The organism is Bacteroides intestinalis DSM 17393 (assembly GCF_000172175.1).
Classification (GTDB): Bacteria; Bacteroidota; Bacteroidia; order Bacteroidales; family Bacteroidaceae; genus Bacteroides; species Bacteroides intestinalis.
The window spans coordinates 386,787-403,329 of the sequence record NZ_ABJL02000008.1 but is presented as its reverse complement, the minus strand read 5'-3'; the positions used below and the strand labels follow the sequence as shown (position 1 = coordinate 403,329).

The following is a 16,543-nucleotide window of genomic DNA, read 5'->3' as shown; positions in this document are numbered from 1 at the left end:
ACTTGAGATAAACAAAATTTTTTTATTCCTTTGCAGGAAATAAGAATTAATAATAACCATCAATGTAATACAACAAAGACATGATTTGGAATGAAAGCATCGAATGTATGGATCGTGAAAGCCTTCGCAAAATCCAGAGCATTCGCCTCAAAAAGATTGTGGAGCATGTTTATCACAACACTCCTTTCTACCGTAAAAAAATGCAGGAACTGGGAATTACTCCGGACGATATTAACAGTATAGACGACATCGTAAAACTTCCTTTTACTACAAAATACGACTTGCGCGATAATTATCCTTTCGGACTTTGTGCTGTACCTATGAGCCAGATCGTACGTATCCATGCCTCGTCCGGTACCACAGGAAAACCTACTGTAGTGGGATACACCCGTAAGGACCTGTCTTCCTGGACAGAATGCCTTTCACGTGCATTTACAGCTTATGGTGCAGATAGTTCCGACTTTTTTCATGTGGCTTACGGATATGGCTTGTTTACCGGTGGTCTGGGTGCACATGCAGGTGCGGAGAACATAGGTGCTTCTGTTATTCCGATGTCAAGTGGTAACACAGAGAAGCAGATTACTTTAATGCATGATTTCGGTTCTACAGTACTTTGCTGTACTCCTTCTTATGCTCTTTATCTAGCGGATGCCATTAAAGACTCCGGTCTTCCACGCGAAGAGTTCAGGTTGAAGATTGGTGCTTTCGGTGCAGAACCCTGGACAGAGAACATGCGTAATGAAATTGAAGAAAAATTAGGTATAAAAGCCTATGACATATATGGACTGAGTGAAATAGCAGGTCCTGGTGTGGGCTATGAGTGTGAATGCCAGCATGGCACTCACCTTAATGAAGATCATTATTTTCCTGAAATCATCAATCCGAGTACATTGGAACCTGTGGCTCCGGGTGAAACGGGTGAACTGGTTTTTACGCATCTGACTAAAGAAGGGATGCCTTTGTTGCGTTATCGTACCAAGGACCTAACCGCCCTGCATTATGACAAATGTACTTGTGGACGTACGCTTGTTCGTATGGATCGCATCCTTGGTCGTAGTGATGATATGCTTATCATTCGTGGAGTCAATGTATTCCCGACTCAGATAGAATCCGTTATCCTTGAAATGCCGGAATTTGAGCCGCATTACCTTCTGATTGTAGACCGTAAGAACAATACTGATACTATGGAGTTGCAGGTTGAAGTACGCCCGGAATACTATTCGGATGAAATTAACAAGATGCTGGCGTTAAAGAAGAAATTAGCAGCTCGCCTGCAAAGCGTGCTTGGGCTGGGAGTAGATGTACGCCTAGTAGAACCTCGCAGCATTGAACGCAGTGTTGGTAAAGCTAAACGGGTGATTGATAATCGGAAACTTTAATTAATTATAAATTATGAATTATAAATTATTAATTTCCTGTGGGATGTCCGTAATTTATCATTCATCATTCATCATTCATCATTAATAATTAAGATCATGGTAGCAAAACAACTTTCTATTTTCCTTGAAAACAAGTCTGGCCGTCTGACCGAAGTGACTGAAGTGCTTGCGAAAGAAGGTGTCAATCTTTCCGCTCTCTGTATTGCCGAGAATGCTGATTTTGGTATTCTTCGTGGCATTGTATCTGAACCGGATAAGGCATATAAAGCATTGAAAGATAATCATTTTGCAGTGAATGTGACGGATGTGGTAGGCATTAGTTGTCCCAATATTCCGGGATCATTGTCAAAAGTCCTGCGCTTCTTGTCCGATGAAGGTGTTTTCATCGAATACATGTATTCGTTTGCTAATGGTAACACTGCTAATGTTATTATCCGTCCCAATGACATGGAGAACTGCATCCGTGTGCTGACTGAAAAGAAAGTGGACTTGCTTGCAGCAAGTGATTTGTATAAATTATAATGACCGTTATTTTCGACCGTTCATTATCCCGTTTTGTCGTGAATAGACGGGCGTTTGTCGGTCAATGTCTGGTTTTTGAAAAATTAAGGTTCGTATCGTTGCTTTATTCGATGCGAACCTTTATCTTTGCACATTATTTGAAAAGCTAAGAATGAAGAAGAATATCTTAATAACTTTGCTTGCAGCAATATTGCTCTCCTCGTGTGGAGAGTACAATAAACTGTTAAAAAGCACCGATTATGAATATAAGTATGAGGCGGCAAAGAACTACTTCGCAAAAGGGCAGTACAACCGTGCAGCAACGTTGCTTAATGAGTTAATTGCTATCCTCAAGGGTACAGACAAAGCAGAGGAATCCCTCTACATGCTGGGTATGAGCTATTATAACCAGAAAGACTACCAAACGGCAGCTCAGAGTTTTGTCCAATATTATAATGTATATCCCCGTGGTACGTTTGCAGAATTGGCACGTTTTCATGCAGGTAAGGCATTGTATCTGGATACCCCGGAACCTCGTCTCGACCAGTCTGGTACTTACAGTGCTATTCAGCAGTTGCAGATGTTCATGGAATACTTCCCACAGAGTTCAAAGAAAGATGAAGCTCAGGATATGATATTTAAATTGCAGGATAAGTTGGTAATGAAAGAGTATCTCTCAGCTAGAATGTATTACAATTTGGGTAACTATTTGGGAAATAACTATCAGTCTTGTGTGATTACTGCGCAAAATGCTTTGAAGGATTATCCTTATACGAATCTTCGCGAAGATCTGTCTATTCTTATTCTGCGTGCCAAATATGAAATGGCCATTTATAGTGTGGAAGATAAGAGAGCAGAGCGCTATCGTGAAACGGTGGATGAATATTATGCTTTCAAGAATGAGTTTCCTGAAAGTAAATATATGAAGGAAGCCGAGAAGATATTTAAGGATTCCGAGAAGATGTTGAATGAGGATAAGCAAACAGATATAGGATAATATTAATTTAGATATTTATGGATTATAAGAAGACAAATGCTCCTGGCACCACGGTTACCCGTGACATGATGGAGTTGTGTGCAGATACCGGTAACGTGTATGAAACCGTAGCTATTATAGGTAAGCGTGCAAATCAGATCAGTGTAGAGATCAAGAATGATCTTTCTAAGAAACTGGCAGAGTTTGCTTCCTATAATGACAATCTGGAAGAAGTGTTCGAGAATCGGGAGCAGATTGAAATTTCACGCTACTATGAGAAATTGCCGAAACCGACATTGATTGCAACGCAGGAGTACGTTGAAGGTAAGATCTACTATCGTAACCCGGCTAAGGAAAAAGAAAAATTACAGTAAATGAAATTACTACGGAGGTGTGTTCAGGTAAAGTTTGCTTGGGCACACCTCTGTTGTTTTAATCAAGGAAAAGAACAATGATACAACGTATTCAATCTATTTATTTATTAATAGTGACAGGCTTGCTGATAGCTGCCATGTGTTTGCCTGTAGGACAGTTTATTGCTTCAGACGGAGTGACTGCATATATTTTTAAGCCGTTGGGTGTGACGCTGACGGAAGATACCTTTCAATCTACGTGGGGCTTATTCGGAATTTTATTCTTAAGTACAGTCGTGGCATTCTGTACTATCTTTCTCTTTCGTAACCGAATGCTGCAGGTTCGTATGACGGTATTTAATAGTATTTTATTGATCGGGTATTATGCAGCATTTTTTGTATTTATGTTTATGCTGAAAGATGATTTGGATGCAATGACTTTCCAGTTAGGTTGGGCACTTTGCCTTCCTGCTATTTCTGTCATTTTAAATTATCTGTCTTTCCGTGCTATCTATCGTGATGAGGTAATGGTGAAAGCAGCTGACCGATTGAGATAAAAGATATAAATAACAGAAAGCGCCCCGGGACTTTTATATAAAAGTTCCGGGGCGCTTTCTGTTATTTATATCTTAGAATTATTTCTTGAGATCGAACAGGTAAGTTATCTTAGTCACTATAGTGCCATGTGCCGAACGTGAGAAATAGTCTTTCTTGGTACTCTTATAAAAGTCGGATAAGGCATAATAATATCTTCCTTCCACGAGGAAATTTCCGGCTTTAGTACGTAGCTCCAGTCCTGCCCCTCCCGTAATACCATAATCGAATTTATTTTCCACATCCTTATCATGCTGTTCCGGGGTTGTGAAATTTTCCCACGCATCGTTTTTCTTTCTGGTATCGCTAATAAAGAAGCCTATTTGTGGACCTGCATGGATAAAAAATTGTACTCCACGGTCTTTACCAAAAGCCAAATGTGCCAGAAGCGGGATTTCCACATAATTCATTGTACGCGTATATTCCAGTTCAGGGTGATCTTCATCAAATTCGCTCCAGCCATGTTGTGAGAAATTTAATTCCACTTGCGCACCGCAAATCATACTGAAGTACTTTTCAGAGATATAGCGCATTGTCAGACCGCCATTGATGCCCATCAGGTTTTTTTGCCGGACAGTAGGAGAGAAGCTGACGCTATTGATATTGATACCGCCGTTGAAACCTACTGCTAAGTTATGGCGTTGTTCGCCTATCTGTGCACTGCCGGGCAAAGCCCATACGGTAAGTAGCAGGACGGCTCCTATAATGCTTTTTATCTTCATTGTCTTTGAGTTTAAAACCTTCTGTTATCAATCATAATCCAGTTTCACCAATTCATAATTTTTGGTGAAGCGTACAAAGAATACTTTCTTGTTGATGAAGCCACCCCAATTGTTTACGCGTTGGAACTTGAATCCGGTTTGAATAGGCACCAGATCCATGAGTTGCATATTTTTCTCTAACTCGGAACCATAGCGTGATAAGCCTTTCAGGAAGAAATAACCGGTATCAAAGCCTAACATTCCATATTTGGGGTAACGCTCATCCATCTCTTTACCATACCATCTGCGGTAGTTCTTGGTGAAGCTGATAGCCGCAGGTAACAAATTGTTGGTATAGAATGATGAATAGAAGTAAGTATCCAGTTCAAAGAAGGTTTCTAAGTGATCCTTGGTGTAGGTTTGCCATTCCGGATAACCAAACAGATGGATGTTACTTTCCGGATTCTCACGAACCAATAGGGTGAGTTGAGGTAGTATTTTTATCAGAGTCACATTGCTTCCCGATGTAGGGATGAATATATTTTCCCGATCAGAGCGTAACACTGTTTTCAGGGATTCTACCGTTGCATCCTCTTTCAGGGATTTCATTGGGATAGAGCGATTCTTTAGTTCATCCTTTAATCCTTTGATAAATTCGGCTTTATCTTTTGTGCCTGTACTGGCCTCTATAAAGATGACATTGGCATTCGGGAATTGGCGAACGAAGTGGTCATATACTTCTGAGTAAAGATATGACTGGGGAGTGTTAATCTGATAGATGGCAGGGTTGCGGAATACACTGTTATCTTTTGATGAGAATGGTACCACGAGCCGAATATCATTTTTCTGGGCGAAATCAGCCAGTGGCTTGACTTGTTGTGGATATAACGGACCGAAAATAATATCCATATCCTTCATCTCCTTTTTGGAGAGGATCGGATTCAGAGAAGCATTTTCAGGACCGGAATTATAAGCGTACAAATCAATGGAAACTCCGCTGCGTTTCAAACTGTCTACTGCCATGAGGAAGCCTTCATAATATTCTATCACACGGGCAGCCTCGCTCTTGGAAACATCCAGGAAAGGAAGAATCAAGGCAGCTTTAATCGTACTGAAACGTTCTGTTGTTTTCTTGTTCTCACTGAATAATTGGGTGTCACTGGGCACTACCTGTGGCTGGGTAGGCTTCTCTACTTGCGCAGTAGGATAAGGAATACAGAGGAAAGTACCTTTCTTTATTTTGTTTTCACCTTTCAATTCCGGATTGGCTGCTATCAGTTCTGCTTCGGAAATACCATACTCACGACTGATACTGTAAACAGTTTCTTTCCGCTTAACTTTGTGCATATCCCGGCAACGAGATTGTACAGGTCCCTGAATTAAGGGAATTGCAGGCTCATTAACGGTTTCCGTAGTAATTATACCTGCTTCGCTGACGGAAGGTATGCGTATTACCTGTCCGATGCGAAAATTCTCAGCACTCAGTCCGGGGTTGGCATCACAAATAGCTTTGGCGGATATACCATATTTAACGGTCAGCCTATACAAGGTTTCACCTTGGGCTATAGTATGGAAAGTTTCTGTCTGAGTATTGGCAGCGGTGCGTGGAATGCGTAAAGTGCGTCCTACAAATATTTTTTCATCGCTTCCTGGATTCAACTTCACGATGTCCGACTGTGTGACACCGTACATACTGGATATGGAATAAAGGCTTTGCCCTTTTTCAATGGTATGCAGAAAATATGACTGGTTCTCTTGTGCAATTGCTCCGAGACTGCATGCACCGGCGAGCAGTAAGGAGCAGAAAATCCGGTTAATCGTTCTCATTCGATATCGTTGGTTTACGTTTACAATTTCCCAAAGTAGCTGCAAAGGTAAGGATTTTGCCTAAATTTAACGAAAGGAATGCGTTAAGAAATAATATTGTGCATTTTAAAACTGAAAAATCTTATGTATCCGCTGATATTCGCTGGGAAACCGTTATTTTTGCAGGTATTATGCGATGCGGATTGTTTTCATATATCGGTTGTGTGGCGATACTGTTGCTCGGGTATTTACCGGTGTGGGCTGACGGGGGAAGGACAGGACTCTTGGCAGTGTCTCCCGTGGCTATTTTGCTTTCCGAAAACGGAGCAGCTTCGGAAGAGAACGTTTCTATCTCTCCGGATGATACCTATACGGGTGCCGCTCCTCTTGAATTTCGTTTTATGTGGAGAGATGAAGACTCCGGGGAGCCATCGGATGAGACTGCAAACTTCCGTTATGAATGGAACTTCTCTCGCGACGCAGCTTTCAATGATATTTTCCTGACGCGCTTTGATGCTGAAACTATTTATAGTTTTCAGGAATCCGGTATGTTTTATGTCCGTTTGACTATGACGGATGTTGAGACAGAAGCAACGAATACCTCCGGTACTTTTATGATTCGTATTACTGAATCGGAGCTTAAAGTGCCGAATGCTTTTTCGCCTAATGGCGACGGAGTGAATGATGTGTTTCGTGTAAAGCACAAGTCGCTGGTTCGCTTCAATGCGTATGTTTTCAATCGCTGGGGACAGGAACTTTACCGCTGGGGATTGCAGAATATTGATGCAGGATGGGACGGTACTGCGCATGGAAAGAATGTTCCTGAAGGTGTTTATTTTATAGTGGTAGAAGCGGTGGGAGCAGATGGAGTTAATTACAAGATTAAAAGTGATATTAATATATTAAGATAAATGACAGAAGAAACAGAATACATCAATGTATATGGTGCGCGCGTGCACAATCTAAAAAATATCGATGCGGAAATTCCCCGTAACAGTCTTACCGTTATTACGGGACTAAGCGGAAGCGGCAAGTCGTCGTTGGCATTCGACACGATTTTTGCCGAAGGACAGCGTCGGTATATCGAAACATTTTCTGCGTATGCCCGCAATTTCCTGGGAAATCTGGAACGTCCCGATGTCGATAAAATTACGGGATTAAGTCCGGTTATTTCTATTGAACAAAAAACGACGAATAAGAATCCCCGTTCTACAGTCGGCACTACAACGGAAATTTATGATTATTTGCGTTTGCTTTATGCACGTGCCGGTATAGCCTATTCTTATCTTTCGGGTGAGAGAATGGTGAAATATACTGAAGAGCAAATCCTTTATTTAATCCTGAATGATTATAAAGGCAAGAAAATTTATATTTTGGCTCCATTAGTTCGTACTCGCAAGGGACATTATAAGGAACTGTTCGAACAGGTGCGTAAGAAGGGGTATCTCTATGTTCGTGTAGACGGTGAAATCAAGGAGGCATTACCCGGCATGAAGTTGGATCGTTATAAGAATCATGATATAGAAGTAGTTATTGATAAGCTGGTTGTGACGGATAAAGATGACGTGCGTCTGAAAAACAGTGTGGCTACCGCAATGCAACAAGGTGACGGGTTGTTGATGATACTTGATTTACAGTCCGAAAATGTACGTCATTATAGCAAGCGGTTAATGTGCCCTGTTACCGGGTTGTCCTACCGTGAGCCGGCACCCCACAATTTTTCATTCAACTCTCCTCAAGGTGCTTGCCCTAAATGTAAGGGATTGGGAGTTGTGAATCAGATTGATGTGGAAAAAGTGATTCCGGATCGGGAACTTTCTATATACGAAGGAGCTGTCATTCCATTAGGTAAGTACAAGAATAGCATGATTTTCTGGCAGATTGCCGCTTTATTGGAAAAATATGAAGCTACCTTGAAGACTCCTGTTAAGGAGTTGCCGGATGAAGCCATTGATGAAATTCTCTACGGTTCGGATGAACGTATTAAGATTAAAAGCTCTCTTATCGGCACTTCCTCCGATTACTTTGTAACGTTTGAGGGAGTAGTGAAGTATATTCAGATGTTACAGGAAAAGGATGCTTCCGCCACTGCACAAAAGTGGGCGGAACAGTTTGCTAAAACTACTGTATGCCCTGAATGTAAAGGAGCGAGATTGAATAAAGAAGCCCTTCATTTCCGTATCCATGATAAGAATATCTATGAACTGTCTTGTATGGATATCAATGAGCTTTACGACTGGCTGATGAATGTCGATCAGTATCTGGATAATAAACAGAAACAAATTGCTGTCGAGATATTGAAAGAAATCCGCACCCGTTTGAAATTCCTGTTGGATGTCGGATTAGATTATCTTGCTCTTGACCGTGGTTCTGTAACCCTTTCCGGTGGTGAGAGCCAGCGTATTCGTTTGGCTACCCAAATCGGTTCACAATTGGTGAATGTACTTTATATCCTTGATGAGCCTAGTATTGGCTTGCATCAGCGGGATAATCAGCGGCTTATTCATTCTCTGAAGGAGCTGAGGGATATCGGTAACTCCGTCATTGTTGTGGAGCATGATAAGGATATGATGATGGCTGCCGATTATGTGATTGATATGGGCCCGAAAGCCGGACGCTTGGGTGGTGAGGTTGTTTTTGCAGGAACTCCGAAAGAAATGTTAGAGACACATACGCTGACATCACAATATCTTAATGGTGAACGTGAGATAGAAATACCCCAAAAACGTCGTGAAGGTAATGGACATAGCCTTTGGCTACGTGGTGCACGGGGGAATAACCTGAAAGGGGTGGATGTGGAATTTCCTCTTGGTAAGTTGATTTGTGTCACCGGTGTATCCGGTAGTGGAAAATCTACGCTTATCAACGAAACATTGCAACCTATTCTTTCGCAGAAGTTCTATCGCTCGCTTCAGGATCCCCTGGAATACGATACCATCGAAGGATTGGAAAACATCGATAAGGTTGTAAATGTGGATCAGTCTCCGCTGGGACGTACGCCGCGTTCTAATCCGGCCACTTATACGGGAGTTTTTTCTGATATTCGTAATTTGTTTGTAGGATTACCGGAAGCCAAGATACGCGGTTATAAGCCGGGGCGCTTCTCCTTTAATGTGAGTGGCGGACGTTGTGAAGCATGCCAGGGAAATGGTTACAAAACAATTGAAATGAACTTCCTGCCCGATGTATATGTACCCTGTGAAGTCTGTCATGGCAAACGCTATAATCGTGAGACATTGGAAGTGCGCTTCAAGGGAAAATCTATTGCTGATGTACTGGATATGACCATTAACCGTGCAGTGGAGTTCTTTGAAAATGTGCCGCAGATTCTGAATAAGATTAAGGTGATACAGGAAGTCGGTCTGGGATATATAAAGTTGGGGCAATCTTCCACCACACTTTCCGGTGGTGAAAGCCAACGTGTGAAATTGGCCACGGAACTTTCTAAGCGAGATACAGGAAAAACCCTTTATATCCTTGATGAGCCTACTACCGGACTTCACTTTGAGGACATTCGTGTACTGATGAATGTACTTAATAAACTGGTGGACAAAGGTAACACAGTGATTGTCATCGAGCACAATCTGGATGTTATCAAGATGGCTGATTATATCATCGATATGGGACCTGATGGTGGTAAGGGTGGGGGGCAACTCCTCAGCTGCGGCACACCGGAAGAAGTGGCTAAAAGTAAGAAGGGATATACTCCTAAATTCCTGAAAGAAGAATTGAAAGGATAAATTATGAAAATTAATAAAACAAATGCAGCAAGGCTTTTGGACAAAGCCAAAATTGCATACGAACTGATTCCCTATGAAGTGGATGAAAATGATTTGAGTGCTATTCATGTGGCTGATAGCTTGGGGGAGAATATCGAGCAGGTATTCAAAACCCTTGTACTGCATGGTGACAAGAATGGTCATTTTGTTTGCGTCATTCCTGGCGAACATGAAGTGGACCTGAAGTTGGCTGCTAAGGCTTCCGGTAATAAGAAGTGTGATCTTATTCCGATGAAAGAATTACTTCCTTTGACGGGATATATTCGTGGGGGATGTACTCCTATCGGCATGAAGAAAACTTTTTCTACATACATTCATGAATCTTGTCTCAATTATCCTTATATCTACATAAGTGCAGGTCAGCGTGGCCTGCAGCTTAAACTTGATCCAAATGATTTAATTAAGGAGGTTCATGCTGAAGTTTGCATCCTTTTTCATGACTAATTTCACTTTTTTACAGGTTATTTCAGCAAAATGTATATATTTGCATTTAATAAACGAAAATCAATCTAATTACTAATTTAAAAAACTTATATCTATGTTCAAGAATCATCCTAAAGGTCTGTTGGCAGCTGCTATCTCCAATATGGGCGAAAGGTTCGGCTACTACATCATGAATGCCGTACTGGTACTGTTCCTCTGCTCCAAATTCGGCCTGAGTGACGAAACCAGTTCCATTATCTACTCAGTCTTTTATTGTGGTATCTATGTACTGAGTTTGGTAGGCGGTATTATTGCCGATAGGACGCAAAACTATAAAGGAACAATCATGTCAGGATTGATAGTGATGTCATTGGGTTATGTCATTCTATCTATTCCTGTACTGTCCACTGCTGAAAATATTGGTTGGTTGCTTCCTTTGACTTGTGTCTCTTTGTTTTTCATTGCTTTCGGTAACGGACTTTTTAAAGGAAACTTACAGGCTATCGTAGGCCAGATGTACGACAACCTTGAGAAAGAAGCTGAGAAAAAAGGACCTGAAGCCTTGAAGTTGGCTAAGAGCCGTCGTGATTCCGGCTTTCAGATATTCTATGTATTTATCAATATTGGTGGGTTGATTGCGCCTTTTGTTGCTCCCTTGCTTAGAGAATGGTGGCTGAAGGTTCATAGCATGATGTATAATGCTGATCTGCCTGCATTGTGCCATCAATATATTAAGGAAGGTGGCAATATGGCTTCTGATAATCTCTCTAATCTGAATGAACTGGTTGTCAAAGTAGGAGGTACGGTAACAAGTGATTTGAGTGTTTTCTGTACCCAATATCTTGACGTATTTAATACAGGTATCCACTATTCATTCATAGCTTCGGTAGTAGCTATGCTTATTTCTCTCTTTATTTTCATTGCTTGTCGGAAGGTATTCCCTACACCGGGCAAGAAGGAAAAACAGGAATCGGTGACTTATACACCTGCCGAGAAAGCAGCTATGGCAAAAGAGATAAAGCAACGTTTATATGCACTGTTTGCAGTATTAGGTATCGTGATTTTCTTCTGGTTCTCATTCCACCAGAACGGACAGTCGCTTTCACTTTTTGCCCGCGACTTCGTAGTAACCGATAGTATTGCACCCGAAATTTGGCAAGCTGTGAATCCGTTCTTTGTGATAGTACTTACTCCGCTCATCATGCTCTTCTTTGGTACATTGGCTCGTCGTGGTCAGCAAATCTCTACTCCTAAGAAGATTGCCATCGGTATGGGGATTGCAGGACTTGCATTCTTATTCCTTACCATTTATTCGGCAATGCAAGGTTACCCGTCAGGTACTGAATTTAAGGCAATGGCGGATTCTGCCAAAGCTGGGTTGAAAGCCGGACCATGGGTATTGATAGTGGTTTATTTCTTCTTGACTGTAGCTGAACTTTTCATTTCACCATTGGGGCTTTCATTTGTTTCTAAGGTAGCTCCCAAACATATTCAGGGCTTGTGTCAAGGCTTGTGGTTGGGTGCAACAGCAATAGGAAATCTCTTCTTATTCCTTGGTCCTATGATGTATAATAAGATTCCTATCTGGCAGTGCTGGACTGTGTTCTTTGTTATTTGTCTTGTGTCAATGGGCGTTATGTTTGGCATGGTAAAATGGTTAGAACGAGTAACGGAATAATTAGAAATTAAAAATTAAAGGCTGCGCAGTTCAAAAGAGAACCTTGCGCAGCCTTTAATTTTTTCATTCTTTCATTGAATCTCAAGCCCCATTATAAAGTCATTCATATAATATCCGTTTCCTATCGGAAAATCCCCTTCCCTCAATTTCTTCATTCCCATACGTTCATAGAAATTCAGCGCTTTATTGTTACGGTTCACATTCAACTCCATTAGGCATGGACCAGGATGTACTTCCTTGATGTATTTGACGGCTTCATGAAATAAGAAGCTACCGCAATGTGATCCTTGAAAGGAGGGGAGTACATATATTTTCTGTAAGTGAAATAGATCTTCACCTTGTTGTTGCACAGATACATAACCACACACTTCTTTGTTCTTGTATCCAATGAAATATACATGTCCTTCTTCTTCCATTTGCTTGCGGATGTTCTCTATGGAGTACATCCATTCCATCATGTAATCGTTTTGCTCCGGTGAAAGTATGTCCTTGTAAGTTTCCGGAAATATCTGCCATGCAAGTTTATGAATCAGCTCACAATCGGCTGTAGTTGCTTTTCTGATAATTAACATAGTTCGTTGTATTTATATCTTTTCCGCAAAGATACATTTTTCTCTTATATGTTATTCTCTCCCTTGGTGCTTTATTAATAAGGTGTGAATAGAGAATAATGTTAATTAAATAAAACATAAGGTACTTTGTATTACATAGTACTAAGATAATGCATATATTTGTGTCATACAAAGAAAAGCTCTATTTCAATCAGTTGCTATCTTTGCTGTAAAATAGAAAATTGTCGAATCGTAAACCAATAAGAGATGGACGTAAATAATGTAAAGTCGCAAATGCGTAAGGGCATGTTAGAGTATTGCATCATGCTACTGCTTCACAAAGAACCGGCCTACGCTTCGGATATCATCCAGAAACTAAAGGAAGCCAAGCTGATCGTAGTGGAAGGAACGCTTTACCCGCTGCTCACTCGTCTGAAGAATGACGATCTATTAAGTTACGAATGGATAGAGTCCACACAAGGACCACCACGTAAATATTACAAGCTCACTCCGAAAGGGGAAGTTTTTCTTGGAGAGTTGGAAGTCTCTTGGCGTGAGTTGAATGAAACAGTGAATCATATAGCCAACTATTAGATTCAGGATATTAAAAACCTCGTATCAGTATAAATTTTAAAAACAAATAGCAATGAAAAAGACATTAACAGTAAATTTGGGCGGAACTGTTTTCCACATTGATGAAGACGCCTATCGCCTTTTGGATAACTATCTATGCAATCTGAAACTGCACTTTAGAAGACAAGCCGGTGCTGACGAGATTGTAAATGACATCGAACTCCGCATCTCTGAACTTTTTTTAGAGAAGCTGACTGCTGGCTCTCAGGTTATCACTATAACTGATGTAGAAGAAGTAATCAATCGTATGGGGAAACCTGAAGAGATGGAAACAGGGACTGAGGAGAATGCTGCTTCCGGTTCCGGAAATACGAAGGGTGCCTCCGGTGAAAGTTATGGTTCCGGTTCCTGGAATGGTGATAATAATTCTTCTTATACTTCAACCCGTCGCCGTTTGTATCGCAATCCGGACGATAAAATGCTGGGTGGCGTGATAGGGGGACTTAGTGTTTATTTAGGTTGGGATTCTACTTGGTTCCGTTTGATTTTTGTTCTTTGTGCAATCTTTGGTTTCAAGTTTTTACTTCCTCTCTATATCATTTGCTGGATAGTGATTCCCGAAGCTCGTACAGCAGCTGAGAAGTTGAACATGCGTGGTGAAGCTGTTACGGTAGAGAACATAGGAAAGACTGTGACTGATGGTTTTGAGAGAGTTACCAATAATGTAAACGATTATATGAAGTCTGATAAACCTCGTACTTCTATGCAAAGGACTGGTGATACATTATTAATGATTGTCGGTTGGTTCCTGAAGATTTGTCTGGTTATTGTGGCTATCATTTGCAGTCCGGTACTGTTTGTTTTCGGTATTGTATTTGTGGCTTTGCTCTTTGCCGCTATTGCAGTTGCTATTGGTGGTGGTGCAGCGTTGATGTCTTGGTTCCCGGCTATTGATTTTGTATTACCTACATCTCCTTTGTCAGCCATCGTACTATATATTGCAGGTATCCTCGTAGTGGGTATTCCTCTGGTTAGCCTTGTCTTCGCAATCTTCCGTCCGGTGTTCAATTGGCAACCTATGGTTTCCGGGTTGAAGTGGACATTGCTTATTCTGTGGATTGTTAGTGCTACCATCTTCTTTATCTGCTATACCATGCAAGGATTTACATTCCCGGAATTGCTGATGCGAGGGTAACAAGTTGTTATTAAGTTTTTTGGGGGCTTGGAGATATTCTTTAAAATATCTCCAAGCTATTTTAATTAACCATAAATATAAATACTATGAATCGGACGCGTTTTTATTATCTTGACTTATTACGGGTTTTCCTGACTATGCTGGTGTTTTATCATCATTCTGCGGTTGCTTTCGGAGCTTCCGGTGGATGGTATTACATATCGAAGGAAACAACTACTGGCCTAACTCAAGGATTGCTCTCAGCATCTATGGGCATTGACCAATCCTATTTTATGAGTCTTTTCTTTTTTATCTCTGCCTATTTGATGCCCTTTTCTTTTGATCGTAAAGGAATGAAATCTTTTATATACGATCGTCTCAACCGTTTGGGTATTCCTCTTTTGATTTATAGTTTTCTAGTTAATCCTCTATTAATATATTGGATATACGGTGTATGGGGTAGACCGGGTTTTGGACCGATGTGGTTTGTATTTACACTGTTGATTTTTGAATTGAGTTATGCTGTTTATCGCCATTTTTGTACAAAGCGGTTGGCACTGAATTGGAAATATCCTGCAATAATGGGTATTCTTCTATTTATGATAGTGACAGGTGCCGCAGCATTCCTCATTCGGCTTTATGTTCCTGTAGGAAGTGAAGTTTTAGGATTGCAGCTGGGGTTCTTTCCTTTATATATAGGTATGTATTTGTTGGGAATTGTGGCGCATCGTAATCATTGGCTGGATAAAATCTGTGTGAAGAATGCACTTCCTTGGTTTCTTACAGCAATTCTTTGTGGCATTCCTTCTTTATTGATTGTAATGGGTAGTTTTTCAGAACAGATGGATTTATTCTCGGGTGGATGGAATTTGCAGGCTTTATTTTATGCTCTTTGGGAACCTGTTATGTGTGTGGGTATTTGCTATTTTCTGTTAGCATACGGGAAAGCTCATTGGAACAAACCGATGCCTTTGGTTCAGAAATTGTCCACTGATAGTTATGCGGCTTATTTTATTCATCCTGTTGTTGTGGTAGGTTGCATATTTGTTATGGAACTTTTGCTGGTCTCTCCATTGATGCGATTGGCATTGGTTTGTGTGGTGGGCATTCCGTGTTGTTTTATTGCGGCAAGAGGAATGAGGTTAGTGCTGGGAACGGTTGGCGTGAAGATGTAACAAAAAAAGGGAGTTCGAAAAAATCGGAACTCCCTTTGTGTATAATCATCTCTGATTTATTTCTTCATCCTTAGTACTCTGATTCCTGTCCAGTTATCATTATTCTGTAGCATTTGCCCTAAAGCCACTTTCGAAACAACCACTTTCTTTTCTTTAGAAGAAGCATGCAGCAGACTTAATTTGCCGTTTACATAGAAAGCAATACCCATATGAGCTACATCCAATCCCGGAGTATTCGTTGTAATAGCAATGATATCACCATTCTTTATCCAAGGCAGACCATTAAACGGTAGCTTATCCTTGGGAACATAATGAAATTCCTGACCATTCAATGACTTCTCGATCTCTTTCATTTTTGCTACATTCTCCGGAGATTTACTCAACTGCTTGTACAGTTCCGGATGAGAAGACATGTAGGAAAGAGAAACTTTCTGGGTATATGGGCTGTAAGCTGTTGTTACGTCTTCCAGGAAACCGTTACGAACACCATTGTTTACCCAGTCTGCAATGTAGTGCAGGCGTGAAGGATAACCGTTGATTTTTCCATCACGGTAACGGATCTTTTGCAGATTGGTAGCAAAATCGCCTTCAGCTACCTGTCCGTCTTCGGTAGGAGAGAGGGCCATAGCAAGAGTATATTCTACAAAGGTGGTGCAATCTACTTCATCACAATTGATGATAAGTTCTTCTTCGCCATCAGTAACGTCCAACGTATGTGCTACGTAAGGAATATCCAGAAAATTTATTCCATTGTTCAGCATGGCGTTGTCTTTTTCATCTGTCTGAGCACTGACAGTAGCTACACAAAGCGCACTGAACAGGAGGGTAATCATTGTTTTCATTGTTCTTTCGTTTATTAATATAAATAAAAAAGGATGTC

The 16,543-nt window shown here is 40.9% G+C and carries 16 protein-coding genes; 12 read left to right on the top strand and 4 right to left on the bottom strand.

Annotated features, from left to right (window positions below; genetic code table 11):
- The first annotated feature begins 80 nt into the window (after positions 1 to 80).
- The 5 genes from BACINT_RS11135 to BACINT_RS11115 all read left to right on the top strand — a co-directional run bounded on the left by BACINT_RS11135 (position 81) and on the right by BACINT_RS11115 (position 3,766).
- Entirely contained in the window at positions 81 to 1,379 is a 1,299-nt protein-coding gene (locus BACINT_RS11135) for a phenylacetate--CoA ligase family protein (RefSeq protein ID WP_007663047.1), read from the top strand.
- Positions 1,380 to 1,475: 96 nt separating this feature from the next.
- On the top strand, positions 1,476 to 1,901 hold the full coding sequence (locus BACINT_RS11130) for an amino acid-binding protein (protein ID WP_007663046.1): 426 nt from the start codon (positions 1,476 to 1,478) through the stop codon (positions 1,899 to 1,901).
- A gap of 151 nt (positions 1,902 to 2,052) precedes the next feature.
- Positions 2,053 to 2,877, top strand: coding sequence for an outer membrane protein assembly factor BamD (locus BACINT_RS11125; protein ID WP_007663045.1), 825 nt, complete (start codon positions 2,053 to 2,055; stop codon positions 2,875 to 2,877).
- A 17-nt stretch (positions 2,878 to 2,894) separates the two neighbouring features.
- A complete protein-coding gene (locus tag BACINT_RS11120) occupies positions 2,895 to 3,230 on the top strand; it encodes a DNA-directed RNA polymerase subunit omega (protein ID WP_007663044.1) in 336 nt (111 codons plus the stop codon).
- A 77-nt stretch (positions 3,231 to 3,307) separates the two neighbouring features.
- The gene (locus BACINT_RS11115; RefSeq protein WP_007663043.1) at positions 3,308 to 3,766 is read left to right on the top strand and encodes a DUF4293 domain-containing protein; all 459 of its coding nucleotides are present in this window, start codon (positions 3,308 to 3,310) and stop codon (positions 3,764 to 3,766) included.
- Positions 3,767 to 3,844: 78 nt separating this feature from the next.
- On the opposite strand, the gene BACINT_RS11110 is transcribed toward BACINT_RS11115, so the two are convergent.
- Together BACINT_RS11110 and BACINT_RS11105 are read right to left on the bottom strand one after the other, a co-directional pair.
- A complete protein-coding gene (locus BACINT_RS11110) occupies positions 3,845 to 4,525 on the bottom strand; it encodes a porin family protein (RefSeq protein ID WP_007663042.1) in 681 nt (226 codons plus the stop codon).
- Between the two features lie 27 nt (positions 4,526 to 4,552).
- On the bottom strand, positions 4,553 to 6,331 hold the full coding sequence (locus tag BACINT_RS11105; protein ID WP_007663041.1) for a LysM peptidoglycan-binding domain-containing protein: 1,779 nt from the start codon (positions 6,329 to 6,331) through the stop codon (positions 4,553 to 4,555).
- Between the two features lie 56 nt (positions 6,332 to 6,387).
- On the opposite strand from BACINT_RS11105, the gene BACINT_RS11100 reads away from it, so the two are divergent.
- The 4 genes from BACINT_RS11100 to BACINT_RS11085 all read left to right on the top strand — a co-directional run bounded on the left by BACINT_RS11100 (position 6,388) and on the right by BACINT_RS11085 (position 12,190).
- Positions 6,388 to 7,221 carry a gliding motility-associated C-terminal domain-containing protein gene (locus tag BACINT_RS11100; protein ID WP_007663028.1) on the top strand — a complete coding sequence of 278 codons (834 nt, stop codon included), beginning with the start codon at positions 6,388 to 6,390 and terminating at the stop codon, positions 7,219 to 7,221.
- Complete coding sequence (gene uvrA, locus BACINT_RS11095) at positions 7,222 to 10,050, top strand: excinuclease ABC subunit UvrA (RefSeq protein WP_007663027.1); 2,829 nt, start codon at positions 7,222 to 7,224, stop codon at positions 10,048 to 10,050.
- Between the two features lie 3 nt (positions 10,051 to 10,053).
- Positions 10,054 to 10,533: a Cys-tRNA(Pro) deacylase gene (ybaK, locus tag BACINT_RS11090; protein ID WP_007663026.1), complete on the top strand. Its 480-nt coding sequence runs from the start codon at positions 10,054 to 10,056 to the stop codon at positions 10,531 to 10,533.
- A 94-nt stretch (positions 10,534 to 10,627) separates the two neighbouring features.
- On the top strand, positions 10,628 to 12,190 hold the full coding sequence (locus BACINT_RS11085; protein WP_007663025.1) for a peptide MFS transporter: 1,563 nt from the start codon (positions 10,628 to 10,630) through the stop codon (positions 12,188 to 12,190).
- A 71-nt stretch (positions 12,191 to 12,261) separates the two neighbouring features.
- On the opposite strand, the gene BACINT_RS11080 is transcribed toward BACINT_RS11085, so the two are convergent.
- The gene (locus BACINT_RS11080) at positions 12,262 to 12,762 is read right to left on the bottom strand and encodes a GNAT family N-acetyltransferase (RefSeq protein WP_007663024.1); all 501 of its coding nucleotides are present in this window, start codon (positions 12,760 to 12,762) and stop codon (positions 12,262 to 12,264) included.
- A gap of 246 nt (positions 12,763 to 13,008) precedes the next feature.
- Between BACINT_RS11080 and BACINT_RS11075 the strand changes: the two genes are divergently transcribed.
- The 3 genes from BACINT_RS11075 to BACINT_RS11065 all read left to right on the top strand — a co-directional run bounded on the left by BACINT_RS11075 (position 13,009) and on the right by BACINT_RS11065 (position 15,663).
- On the top strand, positions 13,009 to 13,335 hold the full coding sequence (locus tag BACINT_RS11075) for a PadR family transcriptional regulator (protein ID WP_007218263.1): 327 nt from the start codon (positions 13,009 to 13,011) through the stop codon (positions 13,333 to 13,335).
- Between the two features lie 52 nt (positions 13,336 to 13,387).
- A complete protein-coding gene (locus BACINT_RS11070) occupies positions 13,388 to 14,509 on the top strand; it encodes a PspC domain-containing protein (RefSeq protein ID WP_007663023.1) in 1,122 nt (373 codons plus the stop codon).
- A gap of 86 nt (positions 14,510 to 14,595) precedes the next feature.
- Positions 14,596 to 15,663: an acyltransferase family protein gene (locus BACINT_RS11065; protein ID WP_081450316.1), complete on the top strand. Its 1,068-nt coding sequence runs from the start codon at positions 14,596 to 14,598 to the stop codon at positions 15,661 to 15,663.
- A 56-nt stretch (positions 15,664 to 15,719) separates the two neighbouring features.
- On the opposite strand, the gene BACINT_RS11060 is transcribed toward BACINT_RS11065, so the two are convergent.
- Positions 15,720 to 16,505 carry an N-acetylmuramoyl-L-alanine amidase-like domain-containing protein gene (locus BACINT_RS11060; protein ID WP_007663021.1) on the bottom strand — a complete coding sequence of 262 codons (786 nt, stop codon included), beginning with the start codon at positions 16,503 to 16,505 and terminating at the stop codon, positions 15,720 to 15,722.
- Positions 16,506 to 16,543: the final 38 nt, after the last annotated feature.

Bases quoted from the DNA above. Each gene is read 5' to 3' on its own strand.
- BACINT_RS11125 (WP_007663045.1), top strand. From the start codon at position 2,053: ATGAAGAAGAATATCTTAATAACTTTGCTTGCAGCAATATTGCTCTCC.
- BACINT_RS11130 (WP_007663046.1), top strand. From the start codon at position 1,476: ATGGTAGCAAAACAACTTTCTATTTTCCTTGAAAACAAGTCTGGCCGT.
- BACINT_RS11135 (WP_007663047.1), top strand. From the start codon at position 81: ATGATTTGGAATGAAAGCATCGAATGTATGGATCGTGAAAGCCTTCGC.
- BACINT_RS11075 (WP_007218263.1), top strand. From the start codon at position 13,009: ATGGACGTAAATAATGTAAAGTCGCAAATGCGTAAGGGCATGTTAGAG.
- BACINT_RS11065 (WP_081450316.1), top strand. From the start codon at position 14,596: ATGAATCGGACGCGTTTTTATTATCTTGACTTATTACGGGTTTTCCTG.
- BACINT_RS11105 (WP_007663041.1), bottom strand. From the start codon at position 6,331: ATGAGAACGATTAACCGGATTTTCTGCTCCTTACTGCTCGCCGGTGCA.
- BACINT_RS11120 (WP_007663044.1), top strand. From the start codon at position 2,895: ATGGATTATAAGAAGACAAATGCTCCTGGCACCACGGTTACCCGTGAC.
- BACINT_RS11085 (WP_007663025.1), top strand. From the start codon at position 10,628: ATGTTCAAGAATCATCCTAAAGGTCTGTTGGCAGCTGCTATCTCCAAT.
- BACINT_RS11110 (WP_007663042.1), bottom strand. From the start codon at position 4,525: ATGAAGATAAAAAGCATTATAGGAGCCGTCCTGCTACTTACCGTATGG.
- BACINT_RS11060 (WP_007663021.1), bottom strand. From the start codon at position 16,505: ATGAAAACAATGATTACCCTCCTGTTCAGTGCGCTTTGTGTAGCTACT.
- BACINT_RS11115 (WP_007663043.1), top strand. From the start codon at position 3,308: ATGATACAACGTATTCAATCTATTTATTTATTAATAGTGACAGGCTTG.
- ybaK (WP_007663026.1), top strand. From the start codon at position 10,054: ATGAAAATTAATAAAACAAATGCAGCAAGGCTTTTGGACAAAGCCAAA.
- BACINT_RS11080 (WP_007663024.1), bottom strand. From the start codon at position 12,762: ATGTTAATTATCAGAAAAGCAACTACAGCCGATTGTGAGCTGATTCAT.
- BACINT_RS11070 (WP_007663023.1), top strand. From the start codon at position 13,388: ATGAAAAAGACATTAACAGTAAATTTGGGCGGAACTGTTTTCCACATT.
- uvrA (WP_007663027.1), top strand. From the start codon at position 7,222: ATGACAGAAGAAACAGAATACATCAATGTATATGGTGCGCGCGTGCAC.